12 protein-coding genes and 2 tRNA genes are annotated in these 16556 nt (G+C 42.5%); 8 read left to right on the forward strand and 6 right to left on the reverse strand.

Annotated elements, in window-relative coordinates; translation table 11 throughout:
• Window positions 1-358 precede the first annotated feature (358 nt).
• Window positions 359-1660, reverse strand: a complete 1302-nt coding sequence (locus tag EAH55_RS04150) for a leucine-rich repeat-containing protein kinase family protein (RefSeq protein ID WP_121808576.1) — start codon at window positions 1658-1660, stop codon at window positions 359-361.
• A 179-nt stretch (window positions 1661-1839) separates the two neighbouring features.
• On the opposite strand from EAH55_RS04150, the gene EAH55_RS04160 reads away from it, so the two are divergent.
• From EAH55_RS04160 to EAH55_RS04190, 7 genes are all read left to right on the forward strand, one after another.
• Window positions 1840-2088, forward strand: coding sequence for a hypothetical protein (locus EAH55_RS04160; protein ID WP_121808578.1), 249 nt, complete (start codon window positions 1840-1842; stop codon window positions 2086-2088).
• Between the two features lie 355 nt (window positions 2089-2443).
• Window positions 2444-3217 carry a M17 family peptidase N-terminal domain-containing protein gene (locus EAH55_RS04165; protein WP_121808579.1) on the forward strand — a complete coding sequence of 258 codons (774 nt, stop codon included), beginning with the start codon at window positions 2444-2446 and terminating at the stop codon, window positions 3215-3217.
• A gap of 63 nt (window positions 3218-3280) precedes the next feature.
• Complete coding sequence (locus EAH55_RS04170; RefSeq protein ID WP_121808580.1) at window positions 3281-3889, forward strand: RNA polymerase sigma factor; 609 nt, start codon at window positions 3281-3283, stop codon at window positions 3887-3889.
• 74 nt (window positions 3890-3963) lie between these two features.
• Window positions 3964-4926, forward strand: coding sequence for a FecR family protein (locus tag EAH55_RS04175; protein ID WP_121808581.1), 963 nt, complete (start codon window positions 3964-3966; stop codon window positions 4924-4926).
• Between the two features lie 114 nt (window positions 4927-5040).
• Window positions 5041-8577, forward strand: a complete 3537-nt coding sequence (locus EAH55_RS04180; protein ID WP_121808582.1) for a SusC/RagA family TonB-linked outer membrane protein — start codon at window positions 5041-5043, stop codon at window positions 8575-8577.
• A 34-nt stretch (window positions 8578-8611) separates the two neighbouring features.
• Window positions 8612-10405 carry a RagB/SusD family nutrient uptake outer membrane protein gene (locus tag EAH55_RS04185; RefSeq protein WP_121808583.1) on the forward strand — a complete coding sequence of 598 codons (1794 nt, stop codon included), beginning with the start codon at window positions 8612-8614 and terminating at the stop codon, window positions 10403-10405.
• Window positions 10406-10423: 18 nt separating this feature from the next.
• Entirely contained in the window at window positions 10424-11263 is an 840-nt protein-coding gene (locus EAH55_RS04190; protein ID WP_121808584.1) for an endonuclease/exonuclease/phosphatase family protein, read from the forward strand.
• A 209-nt stretch (window positions 11264-11472) separates the two neighbouring features.
• Here the strand turns inward: EAH55_RS04190 and EAH55_RS04195 are convergent, their stop codons facing one another.
• The 4 genes from EAH55_RS04195 to EAH55_RS04210 all read right to left on the reverse strand — a co-directional run bounded on the left by EAH55_RS04195 (window position 11473) and on the right by EAH55_RS04210 (window position 13807).
• Window positions 11473-12663, reverse strand: coding sequence for a glycoside hydrolase family 27 protein (locus EAH55_RS04195; RefSeq protein WP_121808585.1), 1191 nt, complete (start codon window positions 12661-12663; stop codon window positions 11473-11475).
• 434 nt (window positions 12664-13097) lie between these two features.
• Window positions 13098-13172 (reverse strand) — tRNA-Val (locus tag EAH55_RS04200).
• A 143-nt stretch (window positions 13173-13315) separates the two neighbouring features.
• A tRNA-Val gene (locus EAH55_RS04205) sits at window positions 13316-13390 on the reverse strand.
• 99 nt (window positions 13391-13489) lie between these two features.
• Entirely contained in the window at window positions 13490-13807 is a 318-nt protein-coding gene (locus EAH55_RS04210) for a hypothetical protein (RefSeq protein WP_121808586.1), read from the reverse strand.
• Window positions 13808-14212: 405 nt separating this feature from the next.
• Between EAH55_RS04210 and EAH55_RS04215 the strand changes: the two genes are divergently transcribed.
• Window positions 14213-14596, forward strand: a complete 384-nt coding sequence (locus EAH55_RS04215) for a hypothetical protein (RefSeq protein WP_121808587.1) — start codon at window positions 14213-14215, stop codon at window positions 14594-14596.
• Window positions 14597-15392: 796 nt separating this feature from the next.
• On the opposite strand, the gene EAH55_RS04220 is transcribed toward EAH55_RS04215, so the two are convergent.
• Window positions 15393-16415 carry an LLM class flavin-dependent oxidoreductase gene (locus EAH55_RS04220; protein WP_121808588.1) on the reverse strand — a complete coding sequence of 341 codons (1023 nt, stop codon included), beginning with the start codon at window positions 16413-16415 and terminating at the stop codon, window positions 15393-15395.
• Between the last annotated feature and the right edge of the window lie 141 nt (window positions 16416-16556).

Raw genomic sequence — 16556 nt, forward strand, 5'->3', positions numbered from 1 at the left:
TTTTTTATGCTTGTTTGAACACTAAAACTTTAGTTGATGCGTTATTGATAAGATTAAAAAATAAAAGCCTCCTTGCACTCGCTGCTTGGAGGCTTTAAACCTAAACCTTATCACAAATCAAGGTGGTAACCTTGTATTGAAATAGCTGCAAATCTAATACATGGATTGTTAAAATCAAAAAAAAACCGACGAATAGGATAAATGTATCGATGGATTGGCAAAAATTATCATTTTTCGTTCAAATATTTCTAAAAAAGCAATACTTTGGGTTACTTTCTAATCTTCCATATTAGGAGAAAAGGTTAAGAGGGGTGTAAATACCTCTTAAAACTTACGGAAGTATACGGGCTTTTGCAGGTTATTTTAATCCGGCGACCTGAGATCTTATCTGATAAAATAAAGGACGGTTCTCCATGTTCTCATTCATACATGCGTCTCTGAGCTCTTCAAGTTTTAATACTAACAGCGAATCTGCTTCATTACACAAACTGATAAGGTCATCAAGTAAACAGCCATATGCCCGTACTTCCAGTAATTCAAGCTTTTTTGCGGTTTCTGTATCCGAATGATCGTAAAAGCAGGCCGCACCAAAATCGCTGAATAGGGTGTTGGCATCATCGTCAACCAAAATATTGTGGGCGTAAAGGTCGCTGTGCATAATGCCTTTGCTGTGCAGGTGCTCCGCTACAGAGGCAATGGTTTCTGCAATTTTTAAAATGTGTACAGGCGAAAGGCCCATGCCGGTTTTAAAAACATCCCGCGTGCAGCTTACCAGGCTGGGTGGCATGCCGAGGTTGTAGAAAGTTTGCGGTATGAGTTTCATCACCAGGCCTTTTTTTCCTTCGGGGTGATTGCTGATCTGGCCAATCAATTCTACCAGTCCTTCATGATTACCCGCGGTGATACAGGCGTTCATTTCGTCCTCTGGCAGGCCATCGCTGGTAACTGCTCCTTTAAATATTTTAACCGCAACCTCGCTAATTTCATGATTGTGGTTCCAGGTAGCTTTAGAGATAATTCCCGAAGCCCCTTCACCAAGCAACTGGTTAATTTCCAGTTCACGGCTGTCAATCAACTCAAGCGGCTGAACTATTGGTTTGTAGCTAAACGGATTACCCGAAAAAGCCAGCCATGATAGTTTAGGCATAGACAAGAGCCACTCAGGAAACTCATTTAACTGATTAGCAGAGATCCGGAGCAGTTCCAGGTTACGGCAATTGGCCAATGAAGCCGGTAATGCCGTTAATTTGTTGCCGGCAAGCATCAGTTTCTGCATCCTGCTGCAATTACCTATTTCGGCAGGTAGTTTGGTAATGCTGTTGTTGGTAAGAATAAACCAGCGAAGATTTGGGTTAACCGAGGTCGGCGGTACAGTTTCTATCCGGTTTGATTTAAAACCCACAATATCCAGCAGCGGGCAATCAGCCAATACTTCGGGCAAAACCGTAAATTGGTTTTCTGAACAGAAAAAAATCTTCAGTTTTTTGAGCCTGCCAAAATCTGCAGGTAACGAGCTCAGGTTATTGAAGGAGAGATCAAGATACTCCAACGTATCTGCCAATTCAAAAATCTCGACCGGAAAGCTTGAAAGTTGTTCAGATAGCTTAAGTGATACGGCTCCTTTTAGTTCTCCGCTTTGTAACTGCTTTAATGTTTGCATAGACTGAGGCAAAAGAACAAAAAATGCCTAATATTTAGGTTAATTCCAGCGAAAACTACAGGAGCCTTATGGCTAAGCATTTTGATATACGTAACAAATAAGATGGATTTCCGAAGTACGTCAATAGTAAATACTTTTCCCTTTAATTGGCCGTTTGTTGCGAAAACCCTAATACGTTTATGCATAAGAAAGTGCAGCTGGCACATATCCGTTATAATACAAACAGCAACGGCCAAACCGAATGCTGGCGCCTTGTGCTCGACGGCGAAGAGATCCTGGTGGAATCTGTTCAGATACAGGCACCGGTGTTTACATCAAGAGACTGGATTGAACCCATCGGTCAGTTTAAGCATCATATCTCTGTAAAAGATTGTGAGGTTGTCGTAAGCGACGCGGGTGATGCTATCATTACAGATCATAAAGTTTGATTTGGATTTGATAATCGATTCAGCTGTTTCTTAAGAAGCCATTTAAAATACAAATTATTCATAGCCGTGGGTTTTAACCAACGGAAAAAAGCTGAAGAGTCCTGGCTTTAGCCTAATTATGCAAGCGGATTTGGGCTGAAGCCCTCTTCTTGCTACTCATTATTTCGTTGGTTAAAACCAACGGCAATGAAGTTTTATCTATCGGTAAGCGAGATCTACCAAAAAACGAACAGGATCTTAAGAGATATTATATTTCTTAATCTACATCATTTTATTGTTTTGTCGTTTTACCCAATTTTGATTTATCAGCAAAGGATCAAAATATAAAACTTCACTCAATTTAAATATCTACTTTATGAATTACGCTACATCAACATCTCAACAATCAACCATAAATACATGTGCAGGATTACGCCAGTTGCTTCGGTATTTGGTTGCAGTGGCTTTGGTTTTATCAGGTGCGGCTACAGGTTTTGCACAAACCCAGAAACTGGCTGCGCCGGGCACATCTGAAGTATTGGGACAAATAGATAGTATAACAATAGCTGCTGCTGTTCAGGCGCCATCCAACCAACAAACTCCGCTGCAGGTAATTTGTGTTTTTCAATATACCGAAGGGGATATTTTTAATTCGCCACCCGCCTTGCCCCGCAACCTGAATGGCCTGGTGCATGTGGATGATGCCTTGAAAGGAATGCTTACCGAATTGCGAAAAAGTGGCAGGTTTGAAGGTCGTGCATTGGAAACCATACTAATCACACCACCCACAGGTAGCATGCCTGCCGAAAAATTACTGATCATAGGTCTTGGCGACAGAAAAACCTTCAATCCGGAACTGATGACAAGCGTTGGCCGTGTAGAGATGCGCGAAGCCTTGCGCTTAGGGGTAAACAGCTACTCGCATGCCAGTGATTTAAAAGATGCCGGAATTGACTCACCTACAGGCACGGTGGCAGTTAACGTAATTAAAGGCGCTATAAATGCTTATGAAACCGAGCGCTTTTTAAAAGGGCACTCGCTTACAGCTTTTCAACCCATGGCTAAAATAACGCTGCTTGCAGGCCCTGCTTTTTTTCAAATCACAGCCGATGCTGTTAAGGCTTTTCTTGCTACTTCAAAAGGTAATTAACCAATCTGAACGATCAGTGTGTTATTTAACTTTTACTTTACGTAGGTTGTTTAATTTTGGCGGATGCAACAATTTGATACTCCTCCTGCTGATCATGAACTGTTGGAAATGCTTAGGGACGATAACATCACCGCTTTTGATGTATTGTTCAATCGCTATTGGAAGTCACTTTTTATAGCTGCGCAGACAAGGTTAGGAGATGACGAGGCCGCGAAAGATATTGTGCAAAACCTGTTGATTGATGTTTGGCAAAAGCGGGGCGAACTGCAGGTTAACACATCTCTTGAGCAGTTTTTATTTGGTGCGGTAAAACGTAAAGTATTAAATCATTTCCGATCTGAAGCCATCAGGCAAAACGCCATGGAAAATGCTTTAAGCCGCATTAATGACATTATTTATAAAGAAGAAAACCTGGTATCTTACTTCAACCTGGAAAAAATAGTAAGTGAAGAAGTGGAAGATATGCCGGTTAATATGAAGCGCGCTTTCCTGTTACGTAGCGACAGTTATTCTGTAAAAGAAATCGCGGAGAACCTCAATCTCGCTGAGCAAACCGTATCAAACAATATTACCGAAGCCCTGAAACGTTTGAAACGTCGCCTTAAAATTGAATACCCCGATCGTTATATTAACTGCTTTGTTTGTCTCGTAATCCTGTTTACACAAAGTTAACAGAAAGTTGATGTAAAATAGAAGTAGTAAAAGCGGCTTTGTGCAACATGTCAGTAAAAAACGCACAAAACTGAATGGACTCGTCGGAGCTTAAAAAATTAATTGACCGCTACCTTAAAAATAAAGCTACCGAGCAGGAGCAAAAATTGGTTGATGAATGGTATCAATCGTACGATGATATCGATGAATCATTACCTGCCGCTAAAGAGCAACAGTTTAAAAGCGAGATCTACAACTACACGAGAGCGCGGGTAAACAGCAATCCTCCTCCCAAAATACGAAGACTGAATATTATCAGGTACGCGGCTGCCGCTGCAATTATTGTGCTGGCTACTGCAGGGCTGCTCGTGCGCCGGGAGATTGCGCAGCAGCAGCAGGAGCACCAAAAGCCAAGCTATGCCATTTTTAAAACCGGTATCGGGCAGGTAAAAAAGCTGGAGCTGCCTGATGGTTCAACAGTTTGGCTCAATGCCATGTCGAGTATCCGGATTGTTGATGGTTTTGAGAAAAAAGCAACCCGTAATATTTACCTGGATGAAGGTGAAGCTTATTTTGAAGTAAAGCACGACCCTGCGCATCCCTTTCTTGTAGTTACCAATAGCATAACCACTAAGGTGCTGGGTACATCATTCAATGTTAAAGCATACAAATTGTTAAACTACGTAGCCGTAACCCTGCGCACCGGCCATGTGGAGGTGAGCGATAAGCAAGGCAAAATGGCTGTGCTGGGGCCTAACCAAAGGGCTACCTATTCATTACAGGAGCATAGTTACGATATGAGCGCCTATAACGGCGAAAAAAGCAGGCGTTGGGTAGAAGGTAAAAGCGCCCTCAGCAATGCTTCTTTCCGGGAACTGGCCTTAACCGTCAATAACATCTACGGGGTAAAACTCACCAGTAAAAACAAGCTTACAGATACCTATAAATACAATATCATCATCAGCCATTCGCGCACGATTGATGAAACCATGAAGCTAATATGTTCCATCCACAAAAACAGCTGCAGGAGGCAAAACAATGATGTAACCATGTATTAAAAAAAGAAGCCGGTCTGTAGCAGAACCGGCCATTGATTGCAAAGCTAATAGATTGAGCCCTATTTGCTTATGCCCTTAGTTTCTCCGTTAAAAATCCACTAAGAACTCAAAAGTATGAAAAAAAACTTACGTTGCTTAACTAAAGCCATGCGTATCACTTTTCTGATTTACACCATTATTATCGCGGGCGCAGGTGTATTGATAGCCGCCCCAAGCACAGGACAGGTTTTTGAGAAACGCGTTAGCGTTTCCCTCGCAAAAGAAACCTTATTAAGTTCTGTTAAAAAAATTGAAATTGCCGGTAACGTTGAATTTGCATACGATCCCAAATTACTTGGTTTGGCCGATATGCAGGTTAAAAACCAGTCTTTTAATAACGAGCGTTTAGCTGATATATTAAAAAGTCTTTTTGAAAATACCGATATCGCTTTTAAAGAAGAAATATCAGGTACCGTTACCCTGTTTAAAAAAGAACCACCAAAGCCTGCCTTAGGTAAAATCACCGGGAAAATTGTTGATGAAAAAGGTGTTCCATTAACCGGGGCCACCGTCATGCTACAGGAAGCCAGCAGAGGTGTACAGGCCGACATTAACGGCGAATTTAGCATAAGTGCCGATGACGGAAACTATACCCTGGTGGTTAGTTTCATCTCGTTCGAAACGAAAAGAATTCCGGGGGTTAAAATAAAATCGGGCGAGGTTACACAGCTTAAGCCTATAACATTGGTAGCACAATCGGGTACTTTGAATGAGGTATTGGTTGTTGGCTACGGCACACAGCGGAAACAGAACCTTACCGGCGCTGTTGACCAGGTTACATCAAAGGTACTTGAAAACCGCTCGCTGCCCAATTTAACCCAGGGCTTGCAGGGCGTTATTCCCAACCTTAACCTGGTGCCGCTTGATGGTAAACCTATCCAATCGCCAACGTACAATGTAAGGGGTACTACCTCTATCGGCCAGGGTGGAAACGCGCTGGTTTTGGTTGATGGTGTTGAGGGCGATCCGAGCAGGATCAACCCTAGTGATGTGGCTTCGATATCGGTATTGAAAGATGCGGCTTCGGCCTCTATATATGGTGCAAGGGCTGCTTTTGGTGTTATCCTCATCACTACTAAAAATCCATCTACAGACAAAACATCTGTTTCTTATTCATTTAACCACTCCATTAAAAGCCCTACTACCGTGCCTAAGTTTGTTACGGATGGCTACACCTTTGCTAAAATGTTTAATGATGCCTGGAGTGCATGGAATGATTATTCACAAACACCACAAAATATCAATAAAACGGTTAAGTTTTCTCCGGCTTACCTGGAAGAACTCAGAAAACATTCTCTTGATCCGTCGTTGCCTTCAACTATAGTCAATAGTGCAGGTGAATACGAATATTATGGCAATACTGATTGGTATAAGTTATTATATAAAGATCATAACGAAGCCCGTGAACATAACATCGCTATCTCAGGTAACAGTGACAAAGCCGACTTCCTGATCACCGGCCGTTATTATTCACAGGATGGTTTGTTCCGTTATAATTCTGATGATTACAGGATGTATAACCTGAGGGCTAAAGGATCATTACAGGTATATCCATGGTTAACCCTTTATAACAATGCCGACTACTCCAATATGAAATACCATAACCCCTTAAACGTAGGTGAAGGTGGTAGTATCTGGAGAAATATACAGGACGAGGGCCATACCATGGTGCCTTTATTTAATCCTGACGGTACGCTTACTTATTCTGCCGCTTACTCGGTAGGTGATTATTTTTACGGCAAAAACGGTATCGACTTTGATAACAGGGTATTTAGAAATACCACGGGTTTCACGGCACGTTTCTTTGATAATACATTCCGGGTTAAAGGTGATTTCACGTTTCAGAATACCGACAACGGCCAAACCCGTAAACGCGTACCTGTTGCTTATAGCCGTAAACCGGGTGTAATTGAATATGTAGGTACAGCTTATAATGATCTTGAAAATTATAGCCAGAGCACCCAATATATCGCTACCAATACCTACGGCGAATTTGAGCCTAAATTGAAAGGCGGCCATTATTTCAAAGCATTGGCTGGTTTTAACTTTGAGCAATCAACCAAAAAATCGCTGGACGTAACCCGTAACGGTTTAATTTTTGACGATGCAACAGATATCAACCTGGCATTAGGTCAGTCAATTAGCACTGCAGGTGGCTGGGATCAATGGGATATCGTAGGCGGTTTCTATCGTTTAAATTATTCGTTTAAAGACAGGTACCTGGTTGAGGTAGATGGTCGTTATGACGGTTCGTCAAAATTCCCTGCCGATCAGCGTTATGCTTTCTTTCCTTCAGTTTCCGGAGGTTGGAAAATCTCCAATGAACCATTCTGGAAGGTATCGAAAGATTTGATCACCAACTTAAAAGTAAGGGCTTCTTACGGTTCGTTGGGTAATGGTAGTATTGGTTCATACGCGTTCCAGGAAAAATTCAGCATTTCTAAATCGGGCAGGATCCTGAATGGTGTATTGCCACAAAAAACAAGTCAGCCGGGTGTATTGCCTGATGGCTTAACCTGGGAAACCTCAAACATCCAAAACCTTGGTTTGGATCTGGGCATGCTGCAAAATCGTTTGAATATTTCTGCCGATGGCTATATCCGCAGAACTACAAATATGTTTACCGTAGGTATGACCTTGCCTGCTGTTTTTGGTACCGATGTGCCTAAAGGTAACTACGCCGACCTGAAAACAAAGGGCTGGGAAGTAACCGTAACATGGCGCGACAAGTTTAATGCCGGGGCAAAACCGTTTAACTATGGCGTAAGGTTAACCATGGCCGACTATACCGCTAAAATCACCAAATACAATAACCCCGATAAGCGTTTGAACGATTACTACGCCGGCCAAACCGTAGGCGAGATCTGGGGATTTGAAACAGCGGGCTATTTTACATCCGCACAGGATATTGCCAATTCGCCAAAACAAACCCTTATTAAAGCGTCAACCACAGGGCAGCTTTTACCGGGCGATATCAAGTTTAAAGATTTGAACGGCGATGGCGTAATTGACTACGGCGATCAAACTGTAAATAAACCTGGCGATAAACGCATTATTGGTAATAGTACACCAAGGTATACTTACGGCATTGGTGTTGATGCCGACTGGAATAATTTCTTTTTCTCTGCATTTTTCCAGGGCGTTGCCAAACGCGATTGGTATCCGGGCTCGGAAGCAAGTGTTTTCTGGGGACAATACAACAGACCATATAATAAAGTGCCGCAATCGCAATTGGGTAAAATCTGGTCAGAAGATAACCCTAATGCATACTTCCCAAGGTACCGTGGCTATTCGGCACAAAATGGCTCGGGTGAGTTAACCCAGGCGCAAACCAAATACCTGCAAAACGCGGCTTACCTGCGCATGAAAAACGTACAGATAGGATACAACCTGCCATTGCGTTTGATCCAGAAGATCAAGCTGAACAACTTCCGTGTATTCCTCTCGGGCGAGAACCTGTTAACCTGGTCGCCGCTTTATAAGATCACCAAAGATATCGACCCTGAAAGCATCAACGGATCGGACAGGGTACTTACCGATGGTAATAGTGGTAACGGAAATAACTACCCGATACTTAAGAGCGTAACCCTGGGTTTCACCGCAACATTTTAATCAATAGCAGACGACAATTTTAAAGACATTCCATATGTTTCACATAAAAGCAACACACATTAAGTTAGCCATAGCAATGCTTTTTGCAAGCTTGATTATAGTTAGCTGTAAAAAGTTAGACCAGGTACCAAAGGACACCGCCACCAACAGCGCTGTTTTTGGAAGTATAAACGGTTTGCAGCTATACGCCAACTCGTTTTACGATATCCTGCCAACAGCGGGCGACGCTGTACGCGGCGACGCGATGGCTGATTATGCCGCCAGGACATCGGTTCCTGATTTTTTAAGGCCGGGCGCGTTTGGTCCGCGACAAAGCAGCGGCTGGAGCTGGAGCGGCTTGCGTAACATTAATTACTTTATCGAAAACTGTACAAACCCGTCTATCTCGCTTGATCAGCGCCAGCATTTTATAGGTCTTGCACGCTTTTTCAGGGCCTGGTTTTATTTTGATAAACTGAAACGTTTTGGCGATGTGCCATGGATTGGCAAAACCATGAAGGTTGATGATCCTGCATTATATAACGGCAGGGACAAAAGGACGCTTGTTGTCGATTCGATACTTGCCGATCTTGACTATGCAGGCCTGCATATCAACACTACCGATAATACACGGAGCCTTATTACCAAATACACTGCTTACGCGTTTAAATCAAGAGTTTGCTTGTTTGAAGGTACTTTCAGAAAATACCACGATGAGTATGGTTTACAGGCATCGGTTGATGGATTGTTAAACCAGGGTGTTACCGCCGCGCAAAAAGTGATGAACGAAGGCGGTTTTAGCCTTAACACTGCAGGCGGTACCGATAAAGCATACAGGCAATTGTTCACCAGCCAGGCGCCGGTAGCATCGGAGGTGATCCTTGCTGCGATTTCTGATCCTGCACTGGGTATCTTCAACGATTCAAACTGGTATTGGACCAGCGCCACCTACGGCGACAGGTTAAGCTTTATCCGCACGTTTGTAAATACCTATCTTAATATTGATGGTACGCCGTTTACCGATAAGCCCGGCTATAAAACAATGCCATTTGCACAAGAGGTAAAAGGTCGTGACATGCGTTTACAGCAAACCATCCGTATGGGTAACTACACCCGTTTAAATGGCGCAACGCAACAGGCCGCCCCTCCGGTGTTTTCGTATACCTATACCGGTTACCAGCCTATTAAATTAACTCAGGATGATGCCTCGATGGATGGCGGATCGCGCAATACCAACTCAATACCACTTATGCGTTATGCCGAGGTATTGTTAAATTATGCTGAAGCAAAAGCCGAGCTGGGTACATTTACCGATGCCGACTGGAACCTTACCATTGGCGCCTTACGCCGCAGGGCTGGTATAACCGGCAATACGGCTACCAAGCCGGTTGTTGCCGATAAATACCTGCAAACAAATTACTTCCCGGCAATCTCCGATCCTGCTTTATTAGAGATAAGGCGTGAACGTGGTATTGAGCTTGCTTTTGAAGGTTTCAGGTTCAATGATATTGTAAGGTGGAAACGCGGTGAGCTGATGGATCAAACCTGGAACGGTTTTTACGTACCCGCACTGGATGTACCGCTTGATTTAAATGAGGATGGTAAGCCCGACGTATGCTTTTATACTACGCTTCCGGCGAACCAGGTTTCGGGTGTAACCTATGTTAGCGTTGCCGCTACGTTAACCGGAGGTACTGCAAATCCGCAAAGGCTTAACAGCGATAATGAGCTCACCTGGTTAACAACCGTTCAGCGTAAATGGGACAACAAGTTTTACCTGTACCCTATCCCCGAAACCGACAGGCTTCAGAATCCTAAATTAGGTCAGAACCCGGGTTGGGAACAATAATCAAACACATAGATAGTCATGAAAATAAAACAATATTTATTTGCTGTATTATTTGCGTTGGTATGTATGCAAGGCCATGCACAGCATTTAATTACGGGCACTTTCAACCTACGTTTTGATAACCCCAGGGATACCGGCAATTTATGGGTGAACCGTGCGCCGGTTGCTGCCGCGCTGATCCGTTTTCACCAGTTTGATATTTTTGGAACCCAGGAAGGGCTAAAAAATCAGTTGGATGATTTAAACAATGCCCTCCCCGAATATGAGCGTTATGGCTTAGGTAGGGATGACGGTAAGGATGCAGGCGAGCATTCGGCCATCTTCTTTAAAAAGAGCCGCTTTGTTTTACTGAAAAAAGGTGATTTCTGGTTGTCTGAAACGCCTGGTAAACCGGGTTTAGGCTGGGACGCGACCTGTTGTAACCGTATATGCTCATGGGTATACCTGCAGGATAAAGAAAGCAGGAAGAAATTCTATTTCTTTAACGCACACTTTGATCACCAGGGAAAAATAGCCCGCGAAGAAAGCGGCAAGCTTATCCTGAAAAAGATTAAAGAAATTGCAGGCAACGAAAAAGCCATTTTTACCGGCGATCTGAATGGCGATCATAACAGCACCTGGTACCAACGTTTGGCAACTTCAAACTATTTGGTTGATACCTATAGCCAGGCAGCCCAGCCTTATGAATTTAACGCATCTTTTAACTCATTTGGAAGGGCTTTAAAATCGAACGGTGTAATCGACCATATTTTTACAACCGGTAAAGTGGATGTTAAAAGATGGGGCATTTTAAGCGATAGCTATCACGGTAAATTTCCATCAGATCATTTTCCGGTATTAGCGGAAGTGAATTTGTAAGATAATATTTTCTTATTGTTGGAGGGGCTGCCGGAGGGCAGCCCCTTTTTTTGTGGGGAAAAGTTTATAATTCTATCGATATTTACCTATGCTGTAACAATCACCCATAAAATTATAGTTTCATGGCAACCCTCCTTATCCTGGGCGGTACCGGTCGTACCGGTGCGCATTTGTTGCGTTTGGCGCTTGCAGAAGGTATCGAACAACGGTTATATGTTTTGGGATACTCGCAAAACAACAACGCCGTGTTTGGGGATAGTGATTTTTTTTGATCTGCCTATCTGCCCAAGGTTTTTATGCAGCCATAAGTCCCGCAGTTTGCTTTTGGAATTGATGTTAACCTTTTCTGCCGACAAATCGAAAGCGGTTTCATGATCACCGCGGTTCATGATCGCAATGGCGTACGAGTTATCGCCATTTACTCCCAGCGGCTTTACCCAAACATCAATATTGTTTTCCTGAGATATCCTCTTCGCCTGCTTAAAGCCAGGATCTTGATTTAATGCGATTATTTCTTTGTTTGTAAGTATGTCGATGGTTTGTTTAGACATGGTGCGAAGGTCGTTTCCGGCCAGCAATGGCGAATTAAGCATACACCACATAGAAAAATGAGTTTTATCCTCGTCATAGCTCATACCCCGGCCTACCTGCAGCATGTCCATATCATTGTAATGGCCGGATGAAGCATATTTATCTAATCTTGCGTCAATATCTATGATCGCGAGGATAGACGAAAACTTCGCGCTGATGTCTCCGGATATTCTCCATGAATCCGCTTTGTTGATGGCCCATTCTCCGGGAAACTTCCAGCGGCAAACGTTGAAAACAATATTGCTGTCAATAGCTTTTGTTGCCGAAATAATTTTCATGTATTCTGTTTGCTCATCAAGCTTCAAGACTTCCCCTCCACACCAGTCCACTTTAAGAAAGTTAAAGCCCCACTCTTTAAAAAACAGGTTACAATCTTGTTCAATGTGTCCGTATATTCCCGATCCTACGCCTTTCTCATCCTTATCCCATATCGAACCGCAGGTGTTTTTTCCCGCATCGGTATAAATACCTGCTTTAAGTTTTTTAGAGTGAATGTAATCAACAAGTGCTTTCATTCCTGATGGGAATTTACCGGTGTCTACAAATAATTTCCCATTCGCGTCGCGGCCTCCAAAGTAACCGTCATCAATATTAATAAAGCGATATCCCGCATCATACAAACCGCTTGTTATCATTGCATCAGCTTGTTGCCTTAGCATTTGCTCATCAATATTAACGCGAAAATTGTTCCAGCTGCTCCAACCCATTATTGGCGCTTTTGTTACTTGCGCTGTTGATTTGAGCGTAATAAAAATAGCAAGGAAAGATATCAGGAATGTAATTCTTGAGGCTTGATGTGTGAAATTCATAAGCATAAATATAAGCGGAAAGTGATCGTTGACAAGTGTATTAAGCTTGCCACTATGATTGGGGGGCAAACGTTTGCGTTTTTTTAATCAAAAAAATTTAAGAGAGGCGCCGTATATCATGCATGAAAAGGCATTAAAAGCCTCTTGTTATAAGCAAACGTTTGCGCGGTGTATTTGAATATTGAGCTGCCGAAACTAAAATATGGGTAAGAAATATTAGCCAGTAGTTAGAGCCTGTTTAAAAACGATTCAAGATTTTTTCAGGTAGAGACGCATAATTGCGTTTCCTGTCGGACAAGCAGCTTTGCATGTCATCTTGCTATCGTAAAATGCATGCGGGAGACGCAATTATGCGTCCCTACAATTAAATCAAACTTAAACAGTTTCTTAGGTTAAAACAAAAAAGCCCAACATTTCTGTTAGGCTTTTTTCTGTGGGAACTACTGGGTTCGAACCAGTGACCCTCTGCTTGTAAGGCAGATGCTCTGAACCAGCTGAGCTAAGCTCCCTTTGTTCTTGATGTTACCATTAGCTGGTAAAACCGAGTGGCGAAGATAAATCACTTTGCCAAATAATGCAAGAACTTTTATAAAGTATTTGCATGTGATAGTAGTATAAAAAAGCCCAACATTGCTGTTAGGCTTTCTTTCTGTGGGAGCTACTGGGTTCGAACCAGTGACCCTCTGCTTGTAAGGCAGATGCTCTGAACCAGCTGAGCTAAGCTCCCTTCCTTTTGGGACTGCAAATATAGGAGGTTGTGTTTATTTGTCCAAATAAAATTTTAAATAAAAATAGTGTGCTGATTTACAGATATTAAGATTGTTATTTACTTAACATCGCGATATTGGGCACGCGGCCGCGGGTCTTCAGGGAGGATCTCCATCTTCGGGAAATCGATATAATTGGCATACCACTGTATGGCGCCTACTAAATCAAGCGCGTCTTCGGCTTCAACGTTTACAGTTTCAAAGGCATAAAGCTTATGATCGGCATAGCCATAAAGCTGTATCTCGTTATCATCCGGACTAAATCGTTCCTCATCAAGGCAGTAAACTTTTACCTTAAGCCGTGTATCCCTGGAGTGGATCACATCCCTGCAGGGGTTTTGAGGATCGGTTGCCAGTAAATATACATTGTAGTCCATAGTTGGGTTAACAAAGTTTAGCGGGGTTGGTTTCTGTATTAAGTGTTTAAAGTGTGAAATTGTTTGAAAAATATGTGTATTTCCCAGGGTGGGGAAATCGCGCCCTTGTTTGAGTAAAATTTCTACATTTTAACGAATAGGCAATATTAAAAACCTGTTTTTTAGGTTAATATGCCCCAATTTATCAATTGGCATTTCGTTTGAATAAATATTAATACCCTTCTCAAAGGGTTGTTTTTCATAGGTAGATGTAGGGTCGAAATACTGCGAGAGTGTTTCGACCTTTTTTATTTGCCGCTTTTGAAAATATGATTTTACTGTTGTGTATTAGGTAAGATCTTAATTCTTTTTTTCTGCCGACATAAAACCACAAAAGGGGCTTAAGGCGGATATTACAGATTTAGATTGCTCCTTAAATTGATTGGGGCGAAAGATTTTAACCTTTGGGAAAATAATGCCACTAATCCCGGAACGTATTTACACTTGCTCCTTAAATTGATTGGGGCGAAAGATTTTAACCTTTGGGAAAATAATGCCACTAATCCCGGAACGTATTTACACTTGCTCCTTAAATTGATTGGGGCGAAAGATTTTAACCTTTGGGAAAATAATGCCACTAATCCCGGAACGTATTTACACTTGCTCCTTAAATTGATTGGGGCGAAAGATTTTAACCTTTGGGAAAATAATGCCACTAATCCCGGAACGTATTTACACACTTTTTATAGTTCATCGTGGCAAAATGCCTTTTTGGGGATGTTAGAGGGGTGTTTGTCATTTGGCATTTAGTTTGGATTGATATTAATACCCTTCTCAAAGGGTTGTTTTCATAGGTAGATGTAGGGCCGAAATACTGCGAGAGTGTTTCGGCCTTTTTTATTTGTCAATTTTTAAAAATCGCTTTTGCTGTATTTTAAGCTATTAATCTTTGGTCGCAAGCAAAAAAAAGGGAGTGGGCATCTAAACGCGATATTATAAGTTTGGAACGCCTTCGAATTGACCAATCCTGGAATTTTAACCATTGGGAAAATAATGCCACTGTCCTCGGGATGTATTTACACACTTTATATGCTGCGTAATTTAAGAAGTGCTTTTTGAGGTTAATGAGCACATATTTTTCATTTGGCACCGGGTTTGGATATGTATCAATACCCTTCTCATAGGGTTGTTTTCATAGGTAGATGTAGGGCCGGAATACTGCGAGAGTGTTCCGGCCTTTTTTATTGTGGGCTTGTGTTGCCTGATAATTAAATAAAAATCTGCCAAAATTAACCATTGGGAAATTAATTCCCGGTTAAGGGTGTCATTTCTACACATTGAGGATGATTGGTGTTTTAAAAAGCTGCCAATTAGGCAATTGAAGGCATTTTTTAAGATTGGCACCTCGTTTGAATATAGCTTATTACCCTTCTCAAAGGGTTGTTTTTCATAGGTAGATGTAGGGCCGGAATAACTGCGAGAGTTGTCCGGCCTTTTTTATTTAATGAGAAATTTAAGATTGATTTTATTCCGTTGCTTTTTAATTAAGCAATCGAAGTGGTTTATTGATCAATGCTTTTTTGCCCGTTGGGGTGATATTGATAAATCAACGCCATCCCAGTCCGGGTGCCACGTGTTTTAAAATAGAAGATAGCACGTGCACGTTATAATCAACCCCTAACGTGTTAGGTATTGTCAAAAGCAAGGTATCGGCTTCCTGGATAGCTTCATCCTGGGCTAATTCTTTAATCAGCTGATCTGGTTCGGCAGCGTAGCTTTTCCCGAAAATTGCCCGTTTGTTGGCTTCTATGTAACCGATCTTATCGGAGCTGTTAGCTTGTTGTCCGAATAGATATTTATCCTCATCGTTGACCAGCGCAAAGATAGAGCGGCTCACCGAAACCCTTGGCTCCCTTGCGTGGCCTGCTTTTTTCCAGGCCTCTTTATACAATCGGATCTGCTCTGCCTGTTGAATGTGAAAAGGCTTGCCGCTTTCATCGTTTTTTAAGGTAGAGCTTTGTAGGTACATGCCGTTTTCGGCGGCCCAGATAGCTGTTGCATTAGAGCCTGCTCCCCACCAAATGCGTTCGCGCAACCCTTCAGAATAAGGTTCTAAGCGCAACAAGCCGGGAGGATTCGGAAACATCGGGTATGGATTAGGCTCAGCAAATCCGTCACCGTTCAATTTATCCAGAAACTCTAAGGCCTTGGTACGTCCCATATCCGCATCGGTTTCTCCTTCGGCCGGTTCATAGCCGAAATAGCGCCAGCCATCGATCACCTGTTCCGGCGAACCCCTGCTGATGCCTAATTGTAATCGTCCACCCGAAATTAAATCGGCGGCGCCGGCATCCTCTGCCATGTACAAGGGATTTTCATATCGCATATCAATTACGCCCGTCCCGATTTCTATTTTACTGGTTTTAGCACCAATAGCCGAAAGTAGTGGAAAGGGCGATGCTAATTGGCGCGCGAAATGATGCACCCGGAAATATGCCCCATCAATGCCAATTTCCTCAGCTGCAACAGCCAGATCAATGGATTGAAGCAATGTGTCACCTGCCGTACGGGTATTATAAGCAGGATGATCTGACCAATGTCCAAATGATAAAAATCCGATTTCCTTCATGTAGTCTCCTTAATCATAAAATGACAGATCGTATTTAAAATTCCGTTTTAGCTAAAACGAATGCTTCGGGTTGATTTTGATCAGCCTGTAAAAGCAAATACAAGTCAATCAAAAATAAAATTAAACGGGATATAATTCAGT

The sequence above is a fragment of the Mucilaginibacter kameinonensis genome, assembly GCF_003675385.1.
Taxonomy (GTDB): domain Bacteria; phylum Bacteroidota; class Bacteroidia; order Sphingobacteriales; family Sphingobacteriaceae; genus Mucilaginibacter; species Mucilaginibacter kameinonensis.

Coding starts and splice junctions, on each gene's coding strand:
- EAH55_RS04150 (WP_121808576.1), bottom strand. CDS start 1,660: ATGCAAACATTAAAGCAGTTACAAAGCGGAGAACTAAAAGGAGCCGTA.
- EAH55_RS04160 (WP_121808578.1), top strand. CDS start 1,840: ATGCATAAGAAAGTGCAGCTGGCACATATCCGTTATAATACAAACAGC.
- EAH55_RS04165 (WP_121808579.1), top strand. CDS start 2,444: ATGAATTACGCTACATCAACATCTCAACAATCAACCATAAATACATGT.
- EAH55_RS04170 (WP_121808580.1), top strand. CDS start 3,281: ATGCAACAATTTGATACTCCTCCTGCTGATCATGAACTGTTGGAAATG.
- EAH55_RS04175 (WP_121808581.1), top strand. CDS start 3,964: ATGGACTCGTCGGAGCTTAAAAAATTAATTGACCGCTACCTTAAAAAT.
- EAH55_RS04180 (WP_121808582.1), top strand. CDS start 5,041: ATGAAAAAAAACTTACGTTGCTTAACTAAAGCCATGCGTATCACTTTT.
- EAH55_RS04185 (WP_121808583.1), top strand. CDS start 8,612: ATGTTTCACATAAAAGCAACACACATTAAGTTAGCCATAGCAATGCTT.
- EAH55_RS04190 (WP_121808584.1), top strand. CDS start 10,424: ATGAAAATAAAACAATATTTATTTGCTGTATTATTTGCGTTGGTATGT.
- EAH55_RS04195 (WP_121808585.1), bottom strand. CDS start 12,663: ATGAATTTCACACATCAAGCCTCAAGAATTACATTCCTGATATCTTTC.
- EAH55_RS04210 (WP_121808586.1), bottom strand. CDS start 13,807: ATGGACTACAATGTATATTTACTGGCAACCGATCCTCAAAACCCCTGC.
- EAH55_RS04220 (WP_121808588.1), bottom strand. CDS start 16,415: ATGAAGGAAATCGGATTTTTATCATTTGGACATTGGTCAGATCATCCT.